The organism is Saprospiraceae bacterium (assembly GCA_016712145.1).
In the GTDB taxonomy this organism is placed as follows: Bacteria; Bacteroidota; Bacteroidia; order Chitinophagales; family Saprospiraceae; genus Vicinibacter.
On the sequence record JADJRO010000003.1, the window covers coordinates 42,332 to 66,851 of the forward strand.

Consider the following 24,520-nt stretch of genomic DNA (forward strand, 5'->3'; position numbering starts at 1 on the left):
TCGTGTATCCAAACCCATACGGATTACATTCGATAACAAACTGCGTTAATATTCATTCCTGCCCCTACGGATGCAAATAATACCAAATCCCCTTTTTCTAAAGAAAATCCTTCAAGTTTTTCTTTACGCACTGTATCAAATAAAGTTGGAACCGTAGCAACGGAACTGTTTCCCAGTTTGTGAATATTCATTGGGATCGTATTGGTAGGGGTTTGGTTGATGCCATACAATTTATATAAGTTTTTAATAATGGCCTCATCCATTTTTTCATTTGCCTGATGAATAAAAATCATTTTAACATCCTGGATTTTGGCATTTGCTTTATCCAGACATTCTTTCATTGCGGCGGGTACATAAGTCAGAGCAAATTCATAAATCTTACGACCTTTCATTTTAATAAAACGTTGACGTGGGTCTGAATTTGGAAAATAAGATTCTCCTAAATTTAAAAAATAAACTTCTTCCATGCAATGGGATGCGCTTGCAGAACTCAACATACCACTTCCATTTATTGCATCTACTTCCCGATATTCTACAACACAAGCACCTGCACCATCTGAATAAATCATGCTGTCACGGTCATACACATCGATGACTCTGCTCAAAGTTTCTGCACCTATGACTAAACATTTATTCGCTAATCGAGCCTTTAAAAAGGCATCAGCCTGAATCATCCCTTGAATCCATCCTGGACAGCCAAACAATACATCATATGCAACGCAATGTGGATTTTTTATTTTGAGATTATGTTTGATTCGAGCAGCCAGTGAGGGAACCATGTCAGATTGATTCGTATGCTTAATTACATTGCCAAAATTTTGAGCAACAATAATCTGATCCAACGATTCAGGATCAATGCCACTATCATCTAATGCTTCTATAGCTGCATACGTTCCAATGTCGGAAGTATTCATTCCGGTTGGTGCATAGCGTCGTTCTTCAATGCCTGTAATTTGTCTGAATTTTTCAACCACGATTGCAGGATCTGTTTCGATTCTGTTTTTATTTTCATCAAAAAAATCATGTACGGTAAAATCCCGATTCGTTTTAATAATAGGCGGAATAAAACACCCGGTACCGGTAATCACAGTTTTATAAACTAAATTATTCATGAAAATTTGTATAATTTGGGAAACGTGGTAATTGTTTGCATGTTTGGGCAAATTATGGCCAAGCTTGGTTCCATACTGCCACTTGACAAGACCAAATATATAGCTAAATTCGCAAAATTTCGATAAAATACGGATGGGTTAGTTTTAGTACATTTTTTCAGGCATCCGGTAAAGGATCGATGTCTTCTATTTTATTGATGTCACGCTTTCATCCTTTCTAATGAGTTTTCTGTATTTGCTTATTTCTTTTATTTGAATATTAATCTTTGAATAGTATAATACTTTTTCCACCTTGCAGAATTTTTAATTCCTTTTTATCATTTTTTGTTTTACGCTTGATAAATTTTAAAGTTTTAGAAGTATTATCAATAGGTCTTGGCATCAGAACCAACAAATCAGAAAGCGGTTTGAAAAAATTATCCCAATGAATGGGAATGATTAGTTTCGGATTAAGTTTTCCAACAGTTTCTTTATAATAGGTCTTTTTGAATTTTTTTGATTCATTTCCAATGCCACCAATTCCTAGTAGCAACACATCAACAGTTATACAATCTAATCCACCGAAAAGAAAATTTGCAGATGGCTTAATATATATCGAATGATCTTTGTGTTTTATTAATAAATCAAAGCTTCCACCTTCCTTGTATTTTTTAGCACATGCGGGTTGTTTAAATTCGCAGTCAATGGTTTGACCAATGTCATTGTTATACCAGGCGGGTGGGGAATGTAGGGCAGGAATTACAGTGATCCGAAAATCACCCAATACGACTTCTTCACAGGTGTTAAAAAGATTTAATTTTGATTCACAAATTCCAGCACCTCTTGCTATAGTTAGAGTAGAAGAAGAACCATACACAGGTGCTTTGGTTTTTTCTGCAACATAGCCAATATCAAATGCGTGATCGTAATGGGAATGGCTTACAAAAATGCCATTGATTCGATCCATTTTGTAATGATTGCAAATGCTATCCACTACATTTTTTTTAGTAGATAGTTTTGAAAAAATAACTGACCACAGACCATGTCTTGAAAAATATGGATCTGTAAGTATTTGAGTGGCTCCATCATCAATGAGCAAAGCTGAGGTCCCTAAAAATGTAATTTTAATGCTATCTTTTGAAGAATTAGTTGTATCGTTAAAAAAATAATTGGTATTGCAAAAATTTGTTTCTAATGGACTACTAGAACCACAGCCAGTAACGATGGCAAGGCTTGATAGTATTACAATTCCCCATTTCAATTCCAAATAACAATTCAATAGTGCTTGGGATAATTGGACGCTTTTAGATGAGTTGAAGACTTGCTTCACCGATTGAGTTTTAATTCTACTAATACAATTAATTCTTTGAATTGGGTCATGATATTTATTTAACGAATCAAATTTAATTTATTTTTTTAAATAAAGGTACAATTCACCTATTCCATTCGCATTCCAGGTATAACGCGCCCTCCTTGGTATAATGTAAGTTTTTCTACCTTTCCATTAACTGCAGTAAAATGAATTTGTGCTTCAACCGCCTTAAGGTAAAATTCTGTGGCGGACTTTGCAAATAATTCAAATTTACTTTGTCCGGTGGCTTGTGCAAATAGTTGATTTCCTTCATTGGAAATGGTGATTGTAAATGCCGGAGAAAGTTGATAGGTTCCGACATAAGAAGCCAATACTGCATTGTCTACAAAATTATTTTTTGGTTCATGTTTCACGCCCATTTTGCTTAGCATTTCAACTGCATTGCTATTGCCTGGATTTAAGTCCAGTGATTTTTTATAATTTTCAATTGCTGCTTGTTGTTGGCCATCTTTCATAAGAGCTTCTGCATAACTATCATAGACATTGGAAGAATTTGGAAATTCTTGCATGTTTATTTTAAATAGAACGATTGCTTCTTTTATTTTACCGGCATTCAAAAGGCTATACCCATTGGTGTTTATTTCCGACTCGTTGAATTCATAGTTATTTGCACCGTTATTTTTCAAAGCTTCATATCTTTTCAAGGTAGATTCTGCTCCACTTGTGACAAGCGTTTTGTTTAGTTCACTTGCAGCTGATTTTTTTACTTCGATTAATTTAGCTGCAGTGTTTAGTAGATGATATCCAATGTCATCAGCCCCTCTGTCAGAATTTGTCAATACAACGACTCCTTTTCCAGTTTGTACATTAAATCCGGCAAATGTACGATAGCCACCAGTACCTCCACTGTGGGCAATCACATCACCTTCAGCACCTTCAAATATGTGCCAGGCCAATCCAACACGTGTACCATTGTCGGCTTTAGCATGTCGAGCTGTATGAGATAATTGCATGGCGGGATACAGTTTGGATTTCAGAATCCCTGCATTTGTTCCTATATAAATAAGCATATCATGAAGTGAGCTACGTATAGCCCCTGCACCTGCCAATGTGGGCAAGTCCCAATTTGCTACCGGAACGCCTTGGCTATGTCCTATTGCAAGATGTTTCTTCATATTTGGATCTAAGCTTATTTTAGTTTCCTTCATTCTTAATGGCTTTGCGATATTTTGGATCATTAATTCTTCAAATAATTTTCCGGATTTAATTGATAGTATTTGACCTAGTAAGCCTTGTGCCAAATTTGAATATTCATAGCTCGAGCCAATTTCGCGACTTAGTTTATAATTATTTAAGAATGCATATAGCTGTTCGATGGAATAATCTGCATAAGGGTTTGCAGGATCGGCTGGGCTGAAATTTGATGGCATTCGTGGCAATGCTGAAGTGTGATCTGATAATTGTCCGATGGTAATTTGTTGCCCATTTCGCACGGGTAATTTAACAACATCAGGAAGATAATTTTGTGCAGGATCTTCTAAGTTTAGTTTTTTATTAAGAACCATCTGTGCCAGTAAAATGCCGGTGAATGTTTTTGAAATCGATCCAATTTCATAAATGGAATGTTCATCAACGGCTTCTCCACCAATCGTTTTAGTTCCATACAAATAATATTGGGGTCCATTTTTGTCAATGATTCCAACCACAATGCTTGGACTGTGGCCATTGGTAATGCGATCTTGAATGCTTTTGTCAACATCAGCAGGGAGGGTATTCTGCGCAATTCCCAGGAGTGAGCAGGAAGCAATTAAAATCAGGAATAGGTATTTCATGTTAATTATTTTTATGATTTTATTTATAAAAATGTACTTAATAAAATGCTTGTTTAAAATATTAAAACGCATTAAAAGGTAAAATTAATTGATTTTGTGATATTGAGCAGCAAGTTAAATTTTGATCTATTTTCAATTATCAGAAATAATTAATTTTTTTATCAAGCTCATTTCGTTATCTTGTTTTAATTGGATGAAGTAAAATCCACTTGGTAGTTTGTCTCGAGAAATAGCAACGATATTTCCATAAACATTCGTGATTGTTTTTACAGAATTTCCGAGTGAATTGTAAAGTGTGATCGTTGCATTTATTAAAGTGGAACTTGATAGGAGCATGGTCTCAGTTGAAAACGGATTTGGTTGAACTGTTAATTCAATGGCTTTAGTTTCAAAAGCTTTTAAATCAGTAGTGATTGTATTATTGAATCTTACAAGTGCAAAATCAAAATTGATGCCAGTATGACTCCTCCCAGCTAAAACAATTTTACCGTCTTGTTGTAAAGCAATTGATGTTGCTATATCATCCATAGTACCGATAGGAGTTGAAATCACACCATTTGTACCAAAATTGCGATCTAATGTGCCTTCAACGGTGTAGCGAGCTAATGTAAAATCAGAATTGGTATTGTTAAGCAGACTATAGCCGCCAATTAGAATTTTACCATCACTTTGTAAGGCTAGTGAATAATCATTTTGATAGGACGCGCCGAAAAAGGTAGCAATCGTCCCACTTGTTCCAAATGTATTATCCAGGCTTCCATTAGGCATGTATCTTGCCAAAAGTAACTGACCGGAGTAGCTGTATCCACCGACAATAATTTTTCCATCAGCTTGAATGGCAATTGATTCAGCATAATCATTTGTATTTTTTATGATAGCCGTTGTTAGTATTCCACCTGTTCCAAACGTGTTGTCCAAACTTCCATTTATATTGTAGCGCGCTACAACAAAGTCATAGGAAAAACTTGGATTGGTATAGCTATAACCTGCAACGACAATTTTTCCGTCGTCTTGAATAGCTACTGCACGTATTAGGTCGTTAGCTGTTCCGACAGATGTAATTACTTTTCCATCGATGTCAAAGGAAGTATCCAATGCCCCATTGACATGATAGCGAATCAAAGCAAAATCACCATTGGAACCATTATCGGTATATCCCCCTTGAATTATTTTTCCGTCATTTTGAATGGCGAGTGCAAGGCCTTGATCGCCAGCATTCAAAATTGCTGTGATTGCAGTTCCATTAATTCCAAATGTATTGTCTATAGAGCCATTGATATGGTAACGTGTCAATGCAAAATCATAACTGGGAAAAATACCGCAGTATCCACCTATTAAATATTTTCCATCTAGTTGGATAATAAAATCACTACCGGAAGCATTCGCACATCCAATATTTGTAGTTACGATACCTCCTGTGCCAAATGCATTGTCGAGAGATCCATTTGTATTGTATCGTGCTATAGCTAAATTATTTCCGCTATTTCCGGCTACTACAATTTTACCATCACTTTGGATACGTATGGTGTTGCCGTGATCATTACCAGATCCGATCGAAGTAGTTACGATTCCATCATTGTCAAATGTAGGATCAAGCGAACCATCTTGAGAATAGACACTAGCTGACATTGAAAAACTGGTACTAAATATAATTAGTTTAGAAAAAAAATTCATTTTATTTAAGTTGAATTTTATGGAATAGCCCATTCAATTTTTATTTGTTATTAAGTAAAATCACAAGCTTCCTGATATAAATGGAATTTTTATTTTGAAACCTGATAAGATAAGTACCGGCCTGAAAATTGGTCAAATCAATTGCATTGTTTTCAATTTTTGATTTTAACTCAATTCCACATGGATTGTAAACCGTTATTTTGTAAAAAGGGCCCCCAACAAGGTTAAAGACGCCATTACTTGGATTTGGATAAATGGTGACGGGATTTGAATGTACCTCTATAGAATTTGAAAGAATGTTGCATGACGAACTATCAATTGAATACGTGAATCCATCTCCTTCAAAACATCTCAGAAAGCCTCCCGGCGGCGGGTCAACAAAATCAGGTCTGGGAAACAAATACCGATTGTTTCCGATACCTTCTATGTTGATTCCATCCATTCTACAGGATAAAGAACCTGTAGTCCTTACAAATTGAATTTTTCTAATACTTCCTGAAATGTTGATGAAGCCGATTGAATCAATAACAGTTTGTGTATAATTCTTATCTTCCAAGCAATAACTCGAGAGCGTATCCATTTTAGTTAAGTTAAAATCATAGAGGATTTTAAATTCTTTTGATTTGGTATCGTATAGTGTGACTTGATTATTTAAATAACAAAGGATATGTGTTGAAACAAATTGAGAAGAGTCTAATTTTCCATTAGCTATATGATAAAAGCGCTCAGCGTAAACACCACAGGATTTATTTTCGATTAGGGTATCTTTTAATTTCTGAATTTTAATCATGGAAGGATTATCCCATGAGTGAATGGTTTCCTGTCCGTAAATCCACTTAACTGAACCTTGCCAATGTTGGCTCATCAATGGGAAAGATCCTATTAGGAATGAAATTATTTTAAAAAATCGTACCATTTATTTTGAGGTAACTCAAATCATTTTATCTAAAAACGACTAAAACAATAAAAGCGCTGTATAATATGTTACTGTAATTAGCATTTTAATTAATCAAATATCCACTTTTTAGGGATTATTAGAGATATTTTATAGCAAGTCTAGAGACTATTTTAATAGACACTATTTTTATTTGACAAACCTGTATGCCAATGAAATTCCAATCACCTTGTTTTTGATTGTGGCACCCTCGTCTCTATATGCAGAAATATTGGCCAATCCAAGATTGTAATTCAGTCCAAGCTGAATTGATTTTAATTCTATTCCGGCAGCAACGGTCAAACCCAAATCCAATCGACGCAGATGGTCGTCTTCTTCATTGGAACCCCATGAAATATCTTCTTCCTCTTTTTCAGTTTGACCGTTAAGCGTTAATTCAGATTTTGATTTGCCATAGATTCCAAATCCGATGTAAGGTCCTAAGCTTCCGTAAAATTTTATTTTTCCCGCTGGAATGCTTAACTTAGCTTTTATCGGAATTTCTAAATAATATAACATGGTGGACGCTTTTAGTTTAATGGGTTCACTCAGAAAGGAATCTTCCGCCATTTCTCTATGTCCTTTAGTGGATAAAAGCAATCCTGTTTCAAATGAAACTAAGTTACTCAATGGAAATTCTGCAATGGCACCCACATGAATTCCAGTTTTCCATTTGTAATCTTCGCTGTACGTTTCATGGTCATCTTTTACAAAGAAATTTGATAAATTTAATCCTGCTTTTACACCAAGTGTTTGAGTGTAAGAGCTTGTAGAACTAACTATTAAAATCGCAAGAATCTGAAATCTAATTTGTTTTTTCATTGAAGTGGTTCCGTTTAATTTAAACATTAAATTTAATCATAAAATGGATTAACTGTGTTTTTTCCAGTATTTTTTACCGTAACTACAGAAAATTTCATCTCCAGCAGGAATATCTTTTAAGGCCATCAGACAAACTTTGTCTTTGTCAGTAAGTGTAATTACAGCATTATTTTTGAACTTTGATTTTGATTTGCCATTGGCGTCATTTGCATATTTAGCAAAGCATTTGGAATTTAAAGAATCCATGATACTCCCATTCAGCATATTGATGAAGTACCTGTCTTTTCCATTTTTAACACGCTGTTTTACTTCAACCTCGCTAAGTATTTTTCCTTTGTATATTGCAATGATTTCGTCTTTGTAAATATCGATGGCCGTAAACAATCCATAACCCGCATCTTGAATTTGAGAATGGGCTTTGTATAAATAGTCAGATTCAGCTGCCTCAATCTTATTGTCACTATTTGAAGATGTCAATTGTATTTATTTAAATGTGTTGTAAAATTATGGACAGGGGTTTACAATACTGCAATGCTGCAATGTTACAATCCTGAAATGTTAGAATATTTTGGTTTAATAAACTTACTGACATAATACTTAGTCATGCTGTTAATTAAATAATTATCGGCCTTTGAACAATAAGACTTCTAAAATTGGCAATTGTTCTAATAAGTTAAAATAATAGAACTTTAAACTGTCTTTTTTCAGCTAGTCTTTGAAGAAATTAATTCCAAAGAAGTCGCATTATTAATAACCATCAACTAATTAATTTCACGCAAAGACGCAAAGACGCAAAGACGCAAAGGAAAGCAAAAGTTCCGACTACCAACTACCAACTATCAACTATCAACTATCACCTAACAACTATCACCTATCAACTACGCTTACCTTATCAAACTCAAATCACCTTTAAACTCCTGAAGTGCCCCGTTAGTTAGTTTAACTCTTGCATAATATACATAAACGCCAGGATTCATTTTCTGATTCTTGAAACTCCCATTCCAGCCAGTTTCAGCGCGATTTGGAAGACTCGCTTCAGTACTAAAAAGTAATTCGCCCCAGCGGCTGTAAATTTGAAGTAATTCTATATGGATGTCTTCGCTTCCTATGATATAGAAATAATCATTAATGTTGTCTCCATTTGGAGTAAAACTATTGGGAACGAAAACCTTGCTTTCTTTCCGAACTCGAATGAATATGGAATCTAATGACTGGCAATTGCGTTCATCCGTACTCAATGTGTACACCCAAGTATCTTGATTGGTCGTCCATTTAATTTCATCACAATTCGTGCAACTTGTAAGTTGATTTGGAATCCACTGTATAATTTGGGGTTTGCGATTGTAATTCAATTTTAAACTGAATTCTGTATTGGCATTAACTTCCAGATCATTTCCTAAATCGGTAATCAATGCAGGCGGGTTGTTAAGCTCAAATTGTAAGGTATCTGTCACGCAGCCCGAACTGTCTTTCACGTAAATAAGATAGCTGCCGGGTTTTAATTTATTTAAATTTGATTGGTTGCTTGAAGTTTGGTTGTTTATGTTTACCTCAAAGCTGGTTCCAAAATCTTGTATATTGGTAATTTGGAGTTGACCATCATCCGCATTAAAACAACTAATCGAATCAATGGATATTTTCAATTTTAAGGGAGCGTAATCTGTTTGGATGTATACCAGAGAATCGCAACCCTGATGGTTAATCAATAGCATACTATCCAAGCCTGCTTTTGTTGGAAAGCAACTGCTTTTAAATTGATAACTTGTATCAGAGGCCACAAATTTTGTTTCAATTATTAGCACACTATCACAGAAGGTTCCTGAGATTCTAAACGTATCAATTCCTTGTTGATTGGTGATACAGGTTTTCTGAATTCGATAAGCGGTATCTGCTTTAACAAAATCTGTTTTCGTAATGATAAAACTATCGCAGCCGTTTCTATTTATTAAGTTTGTTGTTGTAATTCCTGCTTCATTTAATTTACAAGTAAATTTTTGAATCCATGTGCTGTCGGATTTCAACAACGCAGTATGAGTTTGTATAACGCTGTCGCAACCAAATTGATTTTTGAAGGTTTGTACACGATTTCCTGTATCTGCCGGAAGGCAACTGTATTTTATTAGATTGATTTGTTGAGTTGGATCTAATGTAATTTCCTCTTGTACGATGCTGTCGCAACCAAATTGGTTTTTAAATAATTTTTTTTGCATGCCTGCTTGAGATGGATCACAGGTATGTGATTGGATAAAAATGCTGTCCTTAGATAATGGAAGATGTTCTGTGATTACTAAACTGTCACATAAACTTGTTGTGAAAAGCAATGTATCTATATAGGTAGCAACTAAGCCACATTCATACGATTGAACATGTGATATTGTTTGTGGTGAAAAATCAGTTTGAATGGTTACAATGCTATCACAAGCAAATTGATTTTTTAAATTTAAAATAATTATTCCTTTTTGTGTGCTATCACAACTGGTTTTCATTAAATGGATCGAATCTTTTCGTAAAGGCAGGTGTTCAGTAATGATGATTGAATCGCAATAGACTCCCTGAAGGGTCAATGTATCAAGGGTTCGGCTGGTATAATTACATGAAAAATCCTGTACCTGATTTACTTGAACTGCATGCAAGGTGTATGAATTGATAACAATTGAATCGCATCCAAACACATTGATAAAGTACAAACTATCCGATAGTTTTTGTTGTGGATCACAGGTATTAAAGAAAAATCGGCTTGTATCTGGAAATACTTTGAGGGTGTTGACAATAACTATGCTATCACAGCCAGCGATTTGAAATTTCATAGTATCCGAAATGGATTTCGGAATACTACAAGAAGTTCTGTTTACTAAAAAAGTATCGCTGCTTTTGCGATTGATAAATGTGGCATTTGTGCTGTCAAGATTTCCACATCTGTCTTTTACATAAAAGGTAACGTCTAGTGGTGATTTAGTAGAATCGCCTTTAAAATTGTGAGTCCACAAAACGGTATCACAATCATCAATAGCTTCAGCGTATGCATGATAATACAACCACAATTTAAGCGAGTCGCGCCAGGCTGCATCGCAATTTAAATTTCGGCTTTCAGCTTTTTTATTAATTTTAGGAGCACTGGTATCAATTACAATAAAATTTCCGAATACAGTGGTTTCTTGACCGCAAGGATCTTGTGCAATGAATTCTACCAAGATGGTGTCGCAGGATTTTTGAGGGAGGTGATCGTAGGTATTTCGCCAGGTAATTTTACCACAAGCATCAAAAGCCGTTGCATTGCCATTGTTTTTAATCCAATCGGCAAATTGTTTTTGTATATCACCAGAGCAACTGACTCGGGCATCAACGGGTGCCTTTTTTATTTCAGGAGGTGTTTTATCAGCAATGAGAATGATTTGATCTTCATGTGTCACATTCCCACAATCATCGCGGATATCCCAATTGCGCGTGATTTTTTTTGTGCAAGGATCAATTAATTCCAGGGTTTCTTTAAAAGTGAAATCCGGATTTAAATCGCAATTGTCGTTTACATTGAGAACGGGTACTTTGGGAATGTCTTTATCACATTCAACCTCCACATCATCTGGCGGATTATTTACAATGGGACCTTCCTGATCGCCAGGACACTCAAAAATACGGATGTCATCAATTATGGTGCCGCCCCATTCACTGCCTCCAATGCTGCTGAATTCCATCTTGGCAGTAGCTGCCATTGCCATAAATTCAAAAGTCACTTTAAACCAAAAAACACTACCATCAACGGAAACGGTCCAATTTTCATTCAACCAAGCTCCACCAGCAATTTTTAAGGTTCCGGTGGATGTATAGCCACTCCCGTTTTGCGCGGTCCAGAATTCAATGCGGTACATATTTCCTGGAGTGAGGCCAGTAAGATTGTATTCAATCGCTCCAAATCCAGGAGAACCGTGTAAATCAATAAAATTGGAGCGGCCATTTGGGTTGCCTAAAGTCAGATTTCCAAAAAAGGCATCTTTATAATCAATAGTAGCCCGCGTACAGGTCCATCCACCAAAAAAATCACCCGCAGAATATAATATAAGACCACCGGGAGGGGGCAAAGGTGGATCTTCAAAATCAAGGTTGGGAAAGAAAATTTCCGTGTATTGCCCACAGCAACAATTCCCTCCAGAAGGAACATTTACGAAATGGTTTTGCTGAGCAGTTGCAAGTGAGTAAACTATAAGTAATAAAAATATATAATAAAATTTCAACTGCTCGATTTTAATTTACGAAGATAGTTGTTTCACAGAAAAGCTGCAATTTAAATTGCTCAAATTTAAAAAGGGCTCATTGGACTTGTATTTTAAGCAAAATTGAATTTAAAACCCTCTCACAAAAGGGGCTATCGAAAATAGTTGAACCTTTTGTCCAATCTTCTTTCTGGATTCAAGAATTTTGATATTTAGAATTGGCAAAAAAGGAAGTCAGTTTAAAATCTCTATTAGCTCTGAAATGGATATTTGGAATTCAGCTCTCAACTTGTATAGGTAATTGACGGTCTAGAATAATTCTAAATGAAATCAAACAGTTTAATAGCCATGCGATTCAAATGTGTGAATTTTGCAATTTTAAATTTAATATTGATTGAAATTAATTGAACGTATCTTAGCCAATTCCAAATTAAAAACGAATTTTACATTGGGCTGTTCGGTTTTTATTATGCAAATAGAATTTATAAGGAAAGGAAATGACACTATTTAAAATTCTGTTGGCAATTCATATTTTTTGTGGAGGGACCAGTCTATTGATTGGATTCTTTATTTTGCTTTCCAGGAAAGGAAACAGAAGACATAAATTTGCAGGAACCATTTACTTTTATTCCATGTTACTTACTGCCCTTTTGGCAGTTGTCTTAGCGTATTTACATCCTAATTATTTTTTATTTATTATCGGAATTTTTACAAGTTACATGTTGTTGACGGGGAAAAGTTATTTGAGAAAAAGATCCCAATTTGATGTTAAATACATTGACTGGCTCCTGAGTTTAACCATGTTGCTTTTCGGTGCCGTTTTAATTGCCTTTGGATGTTACAACATGATCCTGGGAAATTATTTCGGAATCGTTCATTTAGTTTTTGGAGGGTTTAGCTGGTTATTTGTTTACCAGGACTATATAAATTTTAAAGGCAGATCAAGCGTTCAGAATTATTGGCTGGTAACCCATCTTCAAAGAATGGTAGGAAGTTACATTGCTTCCGTTACCGCTTTTATTGTAGTTAACAATACGTTGTTGCCAGGAATCGTCGCTTGGATCTTGCCAACGGTTCTGTTGGTTCCACTAATTATTATATGGTCACGAAAATATGAAAATAATCCTAATTTTCAATAAATTGAATTAAAAAGCGATAAAAATGAATTCAAAAACACAAAGCACAGAAAATATATCATCCTTACTCATTTCGATGGGATATCTTGTTGTTCCAATTGCTCAGAATATTGCAGGCCAATTGATAATAAATGTAAAAATAAATGATGTAGATGGTGTTTATATTCTTGATTCAGGAGCCGGACAAACGGTAGTAGACACGAAGCAATGTGAAAATTTAAAATTAAAACTTAATACGGATGATGCTACCTATTCAGGTGGAGGACTTGGTGTGCACGGTATTGAAACCATACCTTCATATAACAATAAAATTGAAATTAATGGATTCAAAATTGATACCTTGCCCATTGCTGTAATGCCGTTAGCGTCTGCATGGGAGTCGCTTGCGGTCATAGGAGCGCAAGAAGATCTCTATGGCATAATGGGTGTTGATTTATTAAGAGCAGGCAAGGCCATTCTTGATTTCAATACAATGACACTTTATTTAAGGCAAGCGAATTCTTAATTCAATTGGGATTATTAAACGTTTTCTTGCTGAGGAAGAACGCGTAATTAATATACAGTCGATTTAAAAGAATCCTGAAGTCTTAAAATTTAACTGACGCGAATTGTGATGCAAATATTTTGAATAGACTGCTAAGTATATGAACTGAAATGCGCTTTAGGAGTTCATTGCCATTCATAACGCATTTTATTTATGCAAATATTAGATTCGATAAATCTAAGGTACTATCATTGTCAGAACCAATAATTAATCTTTAAATGAAATTAATTTTACCACTATTTTTGTGCTTTTTAAATATTTTTAATTCATGCAATAGGCAAGTAAATAACTTATCTGAAATTCAAATTGATCGATTCGGTAAATTGAATTTAGGAGACACCGTTTTAGACTTGGGCAAAAGTATTTGGATCGTTTTTCAAGCTTCTAACGGGAACTATTGGTTCGGAAGTGACACCAGCGGCGTCTATAAGTATGATGGAAAAACGATTATCAATTATAAAACGGATGATGGTTTGTGCAGCAATCGCATTCGGGGTATTCAAGAAGATAAGCATGGGAACATTTACTTTTCAACCTTGGAAGGAATTTCCAAATTTAATGGTCTTCATTTTACAACACTGACTACAATAAGAAGTCAATATCCAAATGATGGTTGGGAACTGAATCCGGATGACCTATGGTTTAGTTTACTGGGTAAAAACGGAGAAAAAGGTCCTTATCGTTATGATGGTATATTTTTGTATCAATTGGAATTTCCGAAACATTATCTTGCAGATGCTTATTTTAAACGCTTTCCAAATAACAGTTGGAGCCCTTATGAAGTTTACTATATTTATAAAGATCGTAAAGGAATTATGTGGTTCGGAACTTCTAATTTTGGTATTTGTCGTTATGATGGTAACGCTCTTAGTTGGCTATATGAGGATCATCTGACAAATGTTCCCAATGGGGGTTCGTTTGGCATTCGCTCGATTATAGAAGATGTAAAGGGAGCTTATTGGTTTTGTAATACCCGGTATCGATATAAAATTTCAGCGGATACCATTCATGAGAACGGATACCTATTTATCAAATATCAAAAGGATATAGGCATTAAGGGTTTAAAATCGGAAGATGGCACAAAATCTATTTATTTTATGTCTGCTGTTGAAGATAAAGGCAGTAACTTATGGTTGGCAACTTATAATGATGGTGTTTTTAAATACAATGGAAAAGATGTAATGCATTACGCAATTAAGGAAGGTGCAAAGGAGATAAAAGTATTTTCCATTTATTGTGATCGAAGCGGAGACCTTTGGCTTGGTACTCATGAAGCAGGAGCATTCAAATTTAACGGCACAGCATTTGAAAAATTTAGACCAGGAGCAAATGTAAGATAAGTCTATATACTTGAAGTTTTAATTAGATTTAATTATGCAGCATTGTAAGAGTAGATTTGGACCTGCATTTATCAGTTGAATTTCTTCTTTTTGATTAGTTGTCCGAGTTTATATTTTTTAATGTCGGATTGCATTCTAGGTACTTAAATACCAATTTCATATAATACTCAGGTCCTGCTTATTATGATGGCACGAAACAAGAATTATTTTTGTGTATATTTGAGTATGTGATAAGAATTTCTTCAGATTCTATAAAAACAATTCAGAAATGAAATCGGATAGGAAGGTAATACTTTACATTGCATCCAGTTTAGATGGCTTTATTGCAAAACAAAATGACGACTTATCGTTTTTATCAATTGTTGAAAAAGCTGGCGAAGACTATGGATACAATGACTTTATTGATAGTATAGATAGTGTACTCGTTGGACGAAAAACCTACGACTGGGTTATGAACCATGTTTCTGTATTTCCTCATAGTAACAAAGAAACCTACGTTATAACAAGACAACAAAGGCCAAACATTGGCAATATCCAATTTTATACTGGAAGTTTGAGTGATCTGATTGTGAAACTCAAGGCACAGGAGGGAAAACATATTTTTGTTGACGGAGGTGCAGAACTTGTGAACGCGCTATTGAAGGAAAATCTCATTGATGAATTTATCATTTCAATTATTCCTGTTCTTCTTGGCAATGGGGTGAGCTTATTTAAATCTGACAACTTTGAAATTCCTTTGAAATTGGTAAGTACTAAGCAATTTGACAAGGGTCTGGTTCAGCTTCATTATAAACGAATGCCCACCTAAGTTATATGTAACTTGCAGAATATTAACCATGATGATAAAAGGACTAACAACCAATGAAGCGATTGATCGTTTGAAGTTACACGGATTCAATGAACTAGCATCTGCTAAACCCAAGAACATTTTACGTATTGCTTTAGAGGTAGTTAAGGAGCCCATGTTTCTTTTATTGATCAGTTGTGGATTACTTTATATGCTTTTAGGTGATTATAGGGAAGGCATTATACTATTGTTTACTATTTTTATAATAATATTCATTACCTTTTATCAATATCAAAAAACTGAAAAAGCATTAGAAGCACTTAAAAGACTTTCTTCTCCCTGGGCATTAGTCAATCGCGACGGAATAGAAGTCAGAATTCCGGGAAGAGAAGTTGTGCCTGACGACATTCTTATATTAAATGAAGGTGACCGCGTCCCAGCTGATGCAAAACTAATTGACAGCTTGAATTTAACCATTGACGAATCTTTGCTTACTGGGGAATCCGTTCCGGTTTTAAAAATATAGATAATGACGATTCAACTACCTTGAGTTTACTTTTTAGCGGAACACTAGTAGTGCAAGGCAAGGGCACTGCCAAAGTTTTGACAACGGGTTCAAAAACTCAATTTGGAAAAATAGGTGCATCCTTGCAAGACATCAAGCAAGATGAAACACGATGATAAAAAGAAATGAAATTGCTTATTCGCACGCTCTTTATTGTAGGTTCCATTATTAGTGTTGGAATAGTAATATTATTTTATTTTACAAGAGGAAATTTAATTCAATCCGTACTTAATGGACTCTCAGCAGCAATGGCCATTTTACCTGAAGAGTTTCCTGTAGTTCTAACTATTTTTCTTGCTTTAGGAGCATGGCGTTTATCTAAGAAAAATGTTTTATCAAGGAAACCTTCCTCCATTGAAACACTTGGCTCTGCTACAGTTTTGTGCAGCGATAAGACAGGAACTATTACAAAGAATAAAATGGAGGTCGTTGCTTTGTTTAGTAATGGCAATTTGTACAACAAAATAGATTTTCAACAGAATAAAGAGCAATTAACAGATTTAATTGTAAGTGCATTTTATGCTTCACAAAAGGACTCTATTGACCCTATGGAGAAGGCAATCAGTAAGGTGCATTCTGAATTAATTGCTGATAGGAATCCTGGTACTAAGCTATTAATGGAATATCCATTAAGCAAACAACTTTTTGCCATGACACGTGTATTGCAGGATACTTCGGATGATTCGATATCAGTTTATTGTAAAGGAGCACCGGAAACTATTTTTAAATTATGCCAGTTGGATGCTCAGGAATCTACCAAGAATTTAGCGATTCTGAATCAATTGGCAGGGAATGCATATCGAGTTATTGGGGTTGCAAGTGCTTCATGGAATCGCCAAGCTTTGCCTGATACACAGAAGGATTTCGATTTTAAACTGATTGGTCTCATTGCTTTCGAAGATCCTATACGAGTAGAAGTTCCACAGGCTATAAAGGAATGCAAAGAAGCTGGTATAAAAGTGATTATGATTACAGGAGATTTTCCTGTTACAGCTAAAAGTATAGCCCAACAAATTGGACTTGAATGTGATCATGCAATTTTAACCGGAAGTGAATTGGAGCAAATGAATGAAGCTCAACTTAGAGAGCGGATTAAAACCACATCTATTTTTGCTCGAATTATACCGGAACAAAAGCTCCAAATCATAAAGGCATTAAAAGCAAATGGTGAAATTGTAGCAATGACTGGCGATGGGGTAAATGACGCGCCTGCATTAAAAGCAGCTGACATTGGAGTAGCCATGGGAGGAAAGGGTACGGATGTAGCAAGGGAAGCATCTTCTTTAGTATTGCTTGATGATAATTTTGCATCAATTGTATCAGCTATAAGGTCTGGGAGAAAAATATACGACAACTTGCAAAAGGCCATGTCCTATATTATAGCAATTCATATTCCAATAATAGGACTTACACTTTTACCTGCCTTTGATAGTTCACTCCCCTTGTTATTAATGCCATTGCATATTGTTTTTATGGAACTCATTATTGATCCAATTTGTTCAATAGCTTTTGAATCTCAGCAAGAAGAAAAAGGTATTATGAATCGTCCCCTCGAAATTCTAATGAATTATTTTTTGGTTGGTCTAAATTGGCATCCAGTTTATTTCAGGGGCATTGTTATTAGTAATGGTATTAACCGTTTACTATTTATCATTACATGAAGGTCACAACGAAGGAGAAGTAAGAGCAATCGCATTTTCAGCTCTTATTGTTGGAAATATTTTTCTCATTCTGACTTCATTGTCAAAAACCAGAAATATTATTTCTGTATTGTCAGAAAAAAATATTTCTGTATTAGTAATTATTGGGATTGCGTTAACTTTACTATTTCTCACGATATCGGTACCAGCGCTTCAAAATATTTTTAGCTTTCATTTTCCAGGTTTTAATCATTTTATTACTTCTCTAACAGGCGCTTTTATCATATTGGTACTTTTTGAATCGTATAAATTTTACAAGACGAAAAATGCTTGGTAATGAAATTTGGTTTAGGTATTATATATCACGCATACAGTCCCAACATGCTTGAACTTGAAGTATTATGTTTAATTCGCTGAGTTCGGTAAAATTAATTCTTAGATTATCTTGAAGAATGAATAAAAGGATATTATCTTTTATTAGAGATACTCAGATTCTCTTATGTGGAGAACTTTAAGTAAAAGCCGCAAATAGCTTCAAATAGATCTAAATCGCTCCGGCTTGAATCTTTTATATAATTTAACTTTCTAAAAATCTATTTTAGTTCTCAGTAAATGTTTAAATAAAGGGCTTGGCCAGTCATTATACATAGTGAACTGAATGTCAGTTATAAGCTTAATAATAAGCATTTTAAAATTGTTCGTAAAAATGCTTTGATTATTTTTGAATCAAGTCAAATTCACATTTTTATTAAAAATCAATAGATTTGCAAATTATTTAAGAAATTAAAATGATATTTAAAATTACGGTGTCAGCCATTTACAATTGTTCTTTAGAGCGTGCCTTTAAAACTCCGATGCTATGCGATGTTTCTAAAGTACATACAGGGTATGGCTTAATGCCAAAAGTTACACATAGTACAGATGATGAGCACTGGGGAACTCCAGGCTACTCAAAGAATATATTTGTTGCAAAATCACTCACACAAAATGGCGGTTGGGCTTCAACGGATAAAGTTTTAGAACGGATTGAAAATGCATACTGGAAAATTGAAGTAAGTAATTTTAAATCCTGGATGTTAGGCTTTTCTAAATTTATTGGGGAGTGGAAAACAACTGAACTTGAACCTAATAAAATTTTAATTGAGTATTCCTATTCCTTACATTCAGACATTGCAATACTTTATCCATTAAATTGGCTTTTCGCTAAGACCTTTTGGAAACGGTATATGAAAAGAGTTTTAGAGAATATCCGAACAATGACACTTATGAAAGAACCCTATTTATATAATTAAAAATAGTGGACCAATATGTCTAAAAATAGTAAAAAGGAACTTAATTCAACTCAAATTACTGAGCTGCTAGAGATTTTAAAAAGTCGTTTTGATAAAAACATGCAACGTCACAAAAATCTTGATTGGAATCAAGTACAAGCGAAACTTAAAGCTCAGCCCGGTAAACTTTGGTCACTCCAAGAAATGGAACAAACGGGTGGTGAGCCAGATGTTATTGATTATGATAAAAAATTGGATGATTTTATTTTTTGTGATTGTTCGGTTGAGAGTCCAAAGGGCCGGAGAAGTTTATGTTATGATCGCGAAGCCTTGATTTCAAGAAAGGAATTTAAACCTGAAAATAGTGCAATGGATTTGGCAGAAACCATGGGCATTGAACTATTGACTGTAGAAAATTATCGGGATTTACAAAAACTTGGAACCTTCGACGCAAAAACTTCGAGTTGGATAAAAACACCTGCTGCAATTAGAAATCATGGCGGTGCATTATTTGGTGATTTTAGATACGGTACTGTATTTATATACCACAACGGTGCATCATCGTATTATGCGGCAAGAGGATTTCGGGGATTGTTACGCGTTTAATTTTTTATCTAAACTTTTCCTCCAAAATAATTGGAAAATAAATTTTGAGCTTAGTCAATTTACATTGCTTAAAATCCTTATTAATATTTTTGTCTTACGGACCCTCAGTTCCTCAGCCCTCCAGTCCCTCAGACCTCCAATTCCTCAGCCCTCCAGCCCTCCAGTCCCTCAGCCCTCCAGCCCTACAGCCCTCCAGCCCCTCAGCCCCTCAGCCCTCCAGCCCTACAGCCCTCCAGTCCCTCAGCCCTCCAGACCTCCAGTCCCTCAGACCTCCAATTCCTCAGACCTCCAGACCTACAGCCCTCCAGCCCTCCAGCCCTCCAGCCCTCCAGTCCCTCAGCCCTCCAGCCCTCCAGTCCCTCAGACCAACAGACCTCCAGACCTCCAGTCCCTCAGACCAACAGACCTCCAGACCTCCAGTCCCTCAGACCTCCAGCCCTCCAGTCCCTCAGACCTCCAGCCCTCCAGACCTCCAGTCCCTCAGACCTTTAATTTCATCCATTAAAATTATACTACCTTATTTCCTTTCCTGGAACTTCCGGCATTTTATAAGCTTTGTTTTTTAATAAGCTTTGTGTTTCCTGCAATGCTCTTATCAATTGCGCATCCTTACCATTCGAAAGTGCAGTTAAATCTTCCATAACTTCGATATCTGGATCCACTCCATGACCTTCTTTAAACCAAGTGCCGTCCGGATTGTACATTCTGAAAGTAGGTGCAGTAATTCCGCCCCCATCAATTAATCCAGGAACCCCACTGATTCCAATAAGTCCACCCCAGGTACGAGCACCAATTAGCGGTCCTAATTTCTTCTTTCTAAAATAATCAGGGAAGGCATCACCACCAGAACCACTCCAACCATTAATTAGCATAACTTTTGGACCAAAATGAGCGTAGGGTGGCCATGGCCAAGATTTACCATCACGAATGGCCCAAAACGCCAAAGGTTCTCTATTTAATAATTCGACAAAACGATCAGGAATTTGTCCGCCATTGTTAAAGCGTTCATCAATGATCAATGCTTTTTTCTGCCATTGTGCATTAAACTGACGGACCAACTCATTTTGTCCGTCCAATCCGGTACTGCGAACATAAATATATCCTACTTCACCATTGCTATTTGCATCCACCCATTTGCGATTGGATTCTATCCATGCTAAATGTCTTAAACGAGCTTCATTGGCAATTGTTTGAACAATAATTTTCTTTGCATTTTTCCAATCTGGAGTGGTGTTATAGGTTAATTCAATGGCTTTGTTTGCAAGACCTTGCATAAAGGCCGCTGGTTCTTGACTTGTGTTTAACGAGTTGCCATTTACAGCCAAAATATAATCCCCTTCTTTAATTTGTAAACCAACTGCATCTAATGGGGAGCGTACTTCTGCATCCCAATCTGCAGCGCGGATAATGTTCTTAATTTTATAAAAATTTCCTTCTGCTTGCCAGTTGATGCCCAAATACCCAACATTTTTACGGATTGCCTGCTCTTCATCGCCCCCCCCATTATAAGTATGAGATGCATTCAATTCGCCGATCATTTCACCCAATATAAAGTTCAATTCCTCCCGCGTGGTAACCCCTTCAAGCATTTTCAAATAACGTTGTTTAACTTGTTCCCAATTGACACCATGCATATCCCCATCATAAAAATAATCTCGCTCCAAACGCCAGGCATCTATGAGCAATTGACGCCATTCTTTCATGGGTTCAATCGTCATTTCCATTTCATTTATACGAATTGGTTTTTCAAATTTTTGATTTTCTTCCGGTTTGATTACAGCAAATGATCCATTTTTTACAATCAACATTTTAGAACCATTTGCACAGAGCAAGTAATCTTCGGAATCATCCATTATAGTTTTTTCTTCACGTTTTTCAATGTCATAAAAAACAGTAGATGCTTTACTATTTGCAGACGCACCCGTGTTTGGATATTTTTGATAGATAATTTTACCCTTAACAGCGCTCAGGTTTCCATAATTTCCTGCTTTGAGAGGAAGTAATTCCAAACGGGATTCAATTCCCGTAAAATCTATTTCTACGGGTGAAATAACTGGTTTCTTACCAGATGCAGTGTCTTTAGTAGCTGATTTGGATTTCTTTTTATCTTTTGAATTTTCATCCGCAACGATGTCTTCTTTTTTAATTTCAACCGTATCGTTTTTGACATAAAGTAAGGAAGGAGTTGTTTTTAATAAACTAATTGCAGCCAGCTGTGTGGAATTCGCATAAATAAAGGTGTTATCCAGATCGCTGTATGATGGTTGGAAATATTGATTTGTTAGCAAGTAAAGGTATTTTCCTTCAGGATCAAATACTGGATTGTTGCATTCATAATATCCACTGGTTATCTGATGGCTTTTATTATTTTGCATATCAAAAATAAAAACTGCATTGTGATAATTATCAAGATCCCGGTGGTAAGCCATCCATCGACTGTCCGCTGACCAATTGACTTTAAATCCAAGTAAAGGACCATGCGACATGCGCATTCCCTTGTCAACATCCGTAGTAAGCCCTGTATTGATATCCAATACTTTTATTTGCATGGCTTTGTCAATAAATGCTAATTTCTTACTGTTTGGTGACCAATAAGCTTGGTATCTGAAACCAGGACCGTAGCTGGTAATTTTTTTCGGTTCAAATTTACCTTCCGTACTTTGGATCCACAATTCATATTCACCCGATTGATCACTCCAATAAGCAATTGTTTTTCCATCTGGAGACCATATAGGAGCGCGTTCTGCAATGCCACAACTTGAAGTAAGGTTTTTTACAAAACCATTTTCAGCCGGCAATGAAAATACATCCCCTCTAGCTTCGACCAAAACCCGATTTCCATCTGGTGCAATGGATACATTTTGAATTAATTTATCAACCGTTTCAATTGAATTTTTAAGAGCAATTCGGTCTGATACAATGTTTACTTTTATTTCTTTTAATTGTTTGTTGTTAAGATGAAATAAATATAATTTTCCTTCAGCCTCAAAAACAATTTCTTCAGGTCCGATGGACGGAAAATGTACGTCATATTCTTTAAAAAAACTTAATTGACTGCGAGTTTTAGAATTTAGATCGTATTCCCAAAGATTCATTCGTTTTTCAGGGCCATTATCAGATAAGTAGTAAATTTTTGAACCATGCCACATAGGCAATTCTTCGCCCGCATCTATTTTAGAAGATATGTTTTCAGAGGCTTTATTTTCTAAATTAAAAAGGTAAATATCTGCAACGTCTCCACCCCGGTAACGCTTCCAGGTACGGAAAACCTCAGAACGAAATACCAATGCCAATTGATTTCCATCTGGCGAATAGCTGCCGAACTCCCCATAGGGTAAGGGTAATTTATCTGGATTGCCTCCATTTCTGGATATCGTATAAAATTGATTGAAGCGCTCTTTTTCACTTTCCCGACCCGATGCAAACAAAATTTTACTTCCATCCGGATGCCAGTTGATTACCCGGTCTGTCATGCTGTGATAGGTGAGTCTTTGTGGAATCCCTCCATTTACAGAAACTAAATAAACATCCGTATTCCCGTCATAATTTGCTGAAAATGCGATCTCTTTACCATCAGGTGAAAATTTTGGAAAACTTTCCACCCCAACCGGTGAACTCAGTTTTGTTGCGGTACCACCTGTTTTAGGGACTAACCATAAATCATTTGAGTAACTAAAAACGATTTGATCCTTTGAAACATCTGGAAAGCGATATAATCCGGCATTGACTTGCGCCTCCATGTTGTGTAACTGAAATAACACACAAAGCATAAGTGATACGAAACGTAGCATTTAATAAAATTTTAATTATTTTTGAATGGACACACAAGATAACAGGAAATTCAAATTGCAAAATGTATTTGACACTATTTTATTGCACGCCTGGCTTAATTTAACCTAATTTTTGTTGTAAATCTTTAAAGGACTTTTTGGTTTAGTAAAAGCATCAATTCATCCTTCTTTTTAGGAGAAATTGCAACAGATGCATCATCAGACATGACTGCAAAACCGCCATCTGATTTTATAATTTTTTTGACTTCCTTCAGATTAATCAGATGCGAATTATGAACTCTAAAAAAACCATGTTCAGATAGCATCATTTCGTATTCCTTTAAATTTTTACTGATCATTAGTTTCATTCGATCTTTAAAATAAAAATGGGTGTAGGGCCCGTTGGCCTCTAAATGGATTATGCTTTTTATAGGAACAAACTCAATCCCTTCCAGGGTTGATAAACTGATTGAAAAATCTTCTTGCTTGGTTTGAAGTAAATTTCTCATTAAGAGATCCAGTTTAGCTTCTGATTTACTTTCAATTTTGCTATCTATTTTGGAAACTGCTTCTTTTAATTCTAAAATATCAATAGGCTTTAATAAATAATCTACAGCTGAAAATTTAATGGCTTTTAATGCATAATGATCGTATGCTGTAGTGAAAATAACTTTAAACGAACGATTTTTAAGTCTTTGCAATACATCAAAACCGGTTCCGGTCTGCATTTCAATATCAAGAAATACCAAATCCGGTTTTTTATCACTAATGAGGTTTATAGCGTCCTCTACTTCATGTGCCATTCCAATTATAGTAAGCTCCGGGCAATGATCCTTAAGCATATTATTTAAGAGCTCAGCACTTAATCGTTCATCTTCAACTATAACAGCAGTAATCATTGTAATCGTGTTAATTTGGCTAATATTAGCTATTTCAAGAGCTAAATTGCATCTATTTTTTGGGATTCCTCTTCATGAATTTGAGCTCT

Annotated in this window: 20 protein-coding genes; 10 read left to right on the forward strand and 10 right to left on the reverse strand. The window is 35.5% G+C overall.

Annotated features, from left to right (window positions below; genetic code table 11):
* Window positions 1-23: 23 nt before the first annotated feature.
* The 8 genes from IPK91_12710 to IPK91_12745 all read right to left on the reverse strand — a co-directional run bounded on the left by IPK91_12710 (window position 24) and on the right by IPK91_12745 (window position 11,894).
* Window positions 24-1,112, reverse strand: a complete 1,089-nt coding sequence (locus tag IPK91_12710) for a ketoacyl-ACP synthase III (GenBank protein ID MBK8298112.1) — start codon at window positions 1,110-1,112, stop codon at window positions 24-26.
* Between the two features lie 259 nt (window positions 1,113-1,371).
* Entirely contained in the window at window positions 1,372-2,421 is a 1,050-nt protein-coding gene (locus IPK91_12715; protein ID MBK8298113.1) for an MBL fold metallo-hydrolase, read from the reverse strand.
* A 107-nt stretch (window positions 2,422-2,528) separates the two neighbouring features.
* On the reverse strand, window positions 2,529-4,235 hold the full coding sequence (locus IPK91_12720) for a serine hydrolase (GenBank protein MBK8298114.1): 1,707 nt from the start codon (window positions 4,233-4,235) through the stop codon (window positions 2,529-2,531).
* Window positions 4,236-4,367: 132 nt separating this feature from the next.
* Entirely contained in the window at window positions 4,368-5,909 is a 1,542-nt protein-coding gene (locus tag IPK91_12725; GenBank protein MBK8298115.1) for a T9SS type A sorting domain-containing protein, read from the reverse strand.
* Between the two features lie 40 nt (window positions 5,910-5,949).
* Window positions 5,950-6,825, reverse strand: coding sequence for a T9SS type A sorting domain-containing protein (locus IPK91_12730; protein ID MBK8298116.1), 876 nt, complete (start codon window positions 6,823-6,825; stop codon window positions 5,950-5,952).
* Window positions 6,826-6,993: 168 nt separating this feature from the next.
* Entirely contained in the window at window positions 6,994-7,665 is a 672-nt protein-coding gene (locus IPK91_12735) for a PorT family protein (GenBank protein ID MBK8298117.1), read from the reverse strand.
* Window positions 7,666-7,713: 48 nt separating this feature from the next.
* A complete protein-coding gene (locus tag IPK91_12740) occupies window positions 7,714-8,049 on the reverse strand; it encodes an SET domain-containing protein-lysine N-methyltransferase (GenBank protein ID MBK8298118.1) in 336 nt (111 codons plus the stop codon).
* Between the two features lie 500 nt (window positions 8,050-8,549).
* Entirely contained in the window at window positions 8,550-11,894 is a 3,345-nt protein-coding gene (locus IPK91_12745; GenBank protein MBK8298119.1) for a gliding motility-associated C-terminal domain-containing protein, read from the reverse strand.
* A 476-nt stretch (window positions 11,895-12,370) separates the two neighbouring features.
* Between IPK91_12745 and IPK91_12750 the strand changes: the two genes are divergently transcribed.
* The 10 genes from IPK91_12750 to IPK91_12795 all read left to right on the forward strand — a co-directional run bounded on the left by IPK91_12750 (window position 12,371) and on the right by IPK91_12795 (window position 19,762).
* Window positions 12,371-13,012, forward strand: a complete 642-nt coding sequence (locus IPK91_12750; GenBank protein MBK8298120.1) for a DUF2306 domain-containing protein — start codon at window positions 12,371-12,373, stop codon at window positions 13,010-13,012.
* A gap of 22 nt (window positions 13,013-13,034) precedes the next feature.
* Entirely contained in the window at window positions 13,035-13,514 is a 480-nt protein-coding gene (locus IPK91_12755; protein ID MBK8298121.1) for a retropepsin-like domain-containing protein, read from the forward strand.
* A gap of 257 nt (window positions 13,515-13,771) precedes the next feature.
* Window positions 13,772-14,893, forward strand: coding sequence for a hypothetical protein (locus IPK91_12760; GenBank protein MBK8298122.1), 1,122 nt, complete (start codon window positions 13,772-13,774; stop codon window positions 14,891-14,893).
* 268 nt (window positions 14,894-15,161) lie between these two features.
* Window positions 15,162-15,701 carry a dihydrofolate reductase gene (locus IPK91_12765; protein ID MBK8298123.1) on the forward strand — a complete coding sequence of 180 codons (540 nt, stop codon included), beginning with the start codon at window positions 15,162-15,164 and terminating at the stop codon, window positions 15,699-15,701.
* Between the two features lie 28 nt (window positions 15,702-15,729).
* Window positions 15,730-16,206 carry a hypothetical protein gene (locus IPK91_12770; protein MBK8298124.1) on the forward strand — a complete coding sequence of 159 codons (477 nt, stop codon included), beginning with the start codon at window positions 15,730-15,732 and terminating at the stop codon, window positions 16,204-16,206.
* A 20-nt stretch (window positions 16,207-16,226) separates the two neighbouring features.
* Window positions 16,227-16,361 (forward strand): hypothetical protein, encoded by a 135-nt coding sequence (locus IPK91_12775; GenBank protein MBK8298125.1) that lies wholly within the window; start codon window positions 16,227-16,229, stop codon window positions 16,359-16,361.
* Window positions 16,362-16,370: 9 nt separating this feature from the next.
* The gene (locus IPK91_12780; protein MBK8298126.1) at window positions 16,371-17,906 is read left to right on the forward strand and encodes an HAD-IC family P-type ATPase; all 1,536 of its coding nucleotides are present in this window, start codon (window positions 16,371-16,373) and stop codon (window positions 17,904-17,906) included.
* Window positions 17,872-18,222, forward strand: coding sequence for a cation transporting ATPase C-terminal domain-containing protein (locus tag IPK91_12785; protein MBK8298127.1), 351 nt, complete (start codon window positions 17,872-17,874; stop codon window positions 18,220-18,222). The genes IPK91_12780 and IPK91_12785 overlap by 35 nt, the downstream gene beginning before the upstream one ends.
* A gap of 451 nt (window positions 18,223-18,673) precedes the next feature.
* Window positions 18,674-19,177 carry a hypothetical protein gene (locus IPK91_12790; GenBank protein MBK8298128.1) on the forward strand — a complete coding sequence of 168 codons (504 nt, stop codon included), beginning with the start codon at window positions 18,674-18,676 and terminating at the stop codon, window positions 19,175-19,177.
* 15 nt (window positions 19,178-19,192) lie between these two features.
* Window positions 19,193-19,762: a DUF4256 domain-containing protein gene (locus IPK91_12795; protein MBK8298129.1), complete on the forward strand. Its 570-nt coding sequence runs from the start codon at window positions 19,193-19,195 to the stop codon at window positions 19,760-19,762.
* A 512-nt stretch (window positions 19,763-20,274) separates the two neighbouring features.
* Here IPK91_12795 and IPK91_12800 read toward each other — a convergent pair.
* Both IPK91_12800 and IPK91_12805 read right to left on the reverse strand, forming a co-directional pair.
* Window positions 20,275-23,553 (reverse strand): PD40 domain-containing protein, encoded by a 3,279-nt coding sequence (locus IPK91_12800; GenBank protein MBK8298130.1) that lies wholly within the window; start codon window positions 23,551-23,553, stop codon window positions 20,275-20,277.
* A gap of 125 nt (window positions 23,554-23,678) precedes the next feature.
* Complete coding sequence (locus IPK91_12805; GenBank protein ID MBK8298131.1) at window positions 23,679-24,431, reverse strand: response regulator transcription factor; 753 nt, start codon at window positions 24,429-24,431, stop codon at window positions 23,679-23,681.
* Between the last annotated feature and the right edge of the window lie 89 nt (window positions 24,432-24,520).

What these genes read in the sequence shown, in the direction of transcription:
- IPK91_12805 (MBK8298131.1), bottom strand. Translation starts at nt 24,431, where the DNA reads ATGATTACTGCTGTTATAGTTGAAGATGAACGATTAAGTGCTGAGCTC.
- IPK91_12765 (MBK8298123.1), top strand. Translation starts at nt 15,162, where the DNA reads ATGAAATCGGATAGGAAGGTAATACTTTACATTGCATCCAGTTTAGAT.
- IPK91_12795 (MBK8298129.1), top strand. Translation starts at nt 19,193, where the DNA reads ATGTCTAAAAATAGTAAAAAGGAACTTAATTCAACTCAAATTACTGAG.
- IPK91_12710 (MBK8298112.1), bottom strand. Translation starts at nt 1,112, where the DNA reads ATGAATAATTTAGTTTATAAAACTGTGATTACCGGTACCGGGTGTTTT.
- IPK91_12755 (MBK8298121.1), top strand. Translation starts at nt 13,035, where the DNA reads ATGAATTCAAAAACACAAAGCACAGAAAATATATCATCCTTACTCATT.
- IPK91_12720 (MBK8298114.1), bottom strand. Translation starts at nt 4,235, where the DNA reads ATGAAATACCTATTCCTGATTTTAATTGCTTCCTGCTCACTCCTGGGA.
- IPK91_12730 (MBK8298116.1), bottom strand. Translation starts at nt 6,825, where the DNA reads ATGGTACGATTTTTTAAAATAATTTCATTCCTAATAGGATCTTTCCCA.
- IPK91_12800 (MBK8298130.1), bottom strand. Translation starts at nt 23,553, where the DNA reads ATGCTACGTTTCGTATCACTTATGCTTTGTGTGTTATTTCAGTTACAC.
- IPK91_12725 (MBK8298115.1), bottom strand. Translation starts at nt 5,909, where the DNA reads ATGAATTTTTTTTCTAAACTAATTATATTTAGTACCAGTTTTTCAATG.
- IPK91_12735 (MBK8298117.1), bottom strand. Translation starts at nt 7,665, where the DNA reads ATGAAAAAACAAATTAGATTTCAGATTCTTGCGATTTTAATAGTTAGT.
- IPK91_12785 (MBK8298127.1), top strand. Translation starts at nt 17,872, where the DNA reads ATGGTATTAACCGTTTACTATTTATCATTACATGAAGGTCACAACGAA.
- IPK91_12760 (MBK8298122.1), top strand. Translation starts at nt 13,772, where the DNA reads ATGAAATTAATTTTACCACTATTTTTGTGCTTTTTAAATATTTTTAAT.
- IPK91_12770 (MBK8298124.1), top strand. Translation starts at nt 15,730, where the DNA reads ATGATGATAAAAGGACTAACAACCAATGAAGCGATTGATCGTTTGAAG.
- IPK91_12790 (MBK8298128.1), top strand. Translation starts at nt 18,674, where the DNA reads ATGATATTTAAAATTACGGTGTCAGCCATTTACAATTGTTCTTTAGAG.
- IPK91_12750 (MBK8298120.1), top strand. Translation starts at nt 12,371, where the DNA reads ATGACACTATTTAAAATTCTGTTGGCAATTCATATTTTTTGTGGAGGG.
- IPK91_12780 (MBK8298126.1), top strand. Translation starts at nt 16,371, where the DNA reads ATGAAATTGCTTATTCGCACGCTCTTTATTGTAGGTTCCATTATTAGT.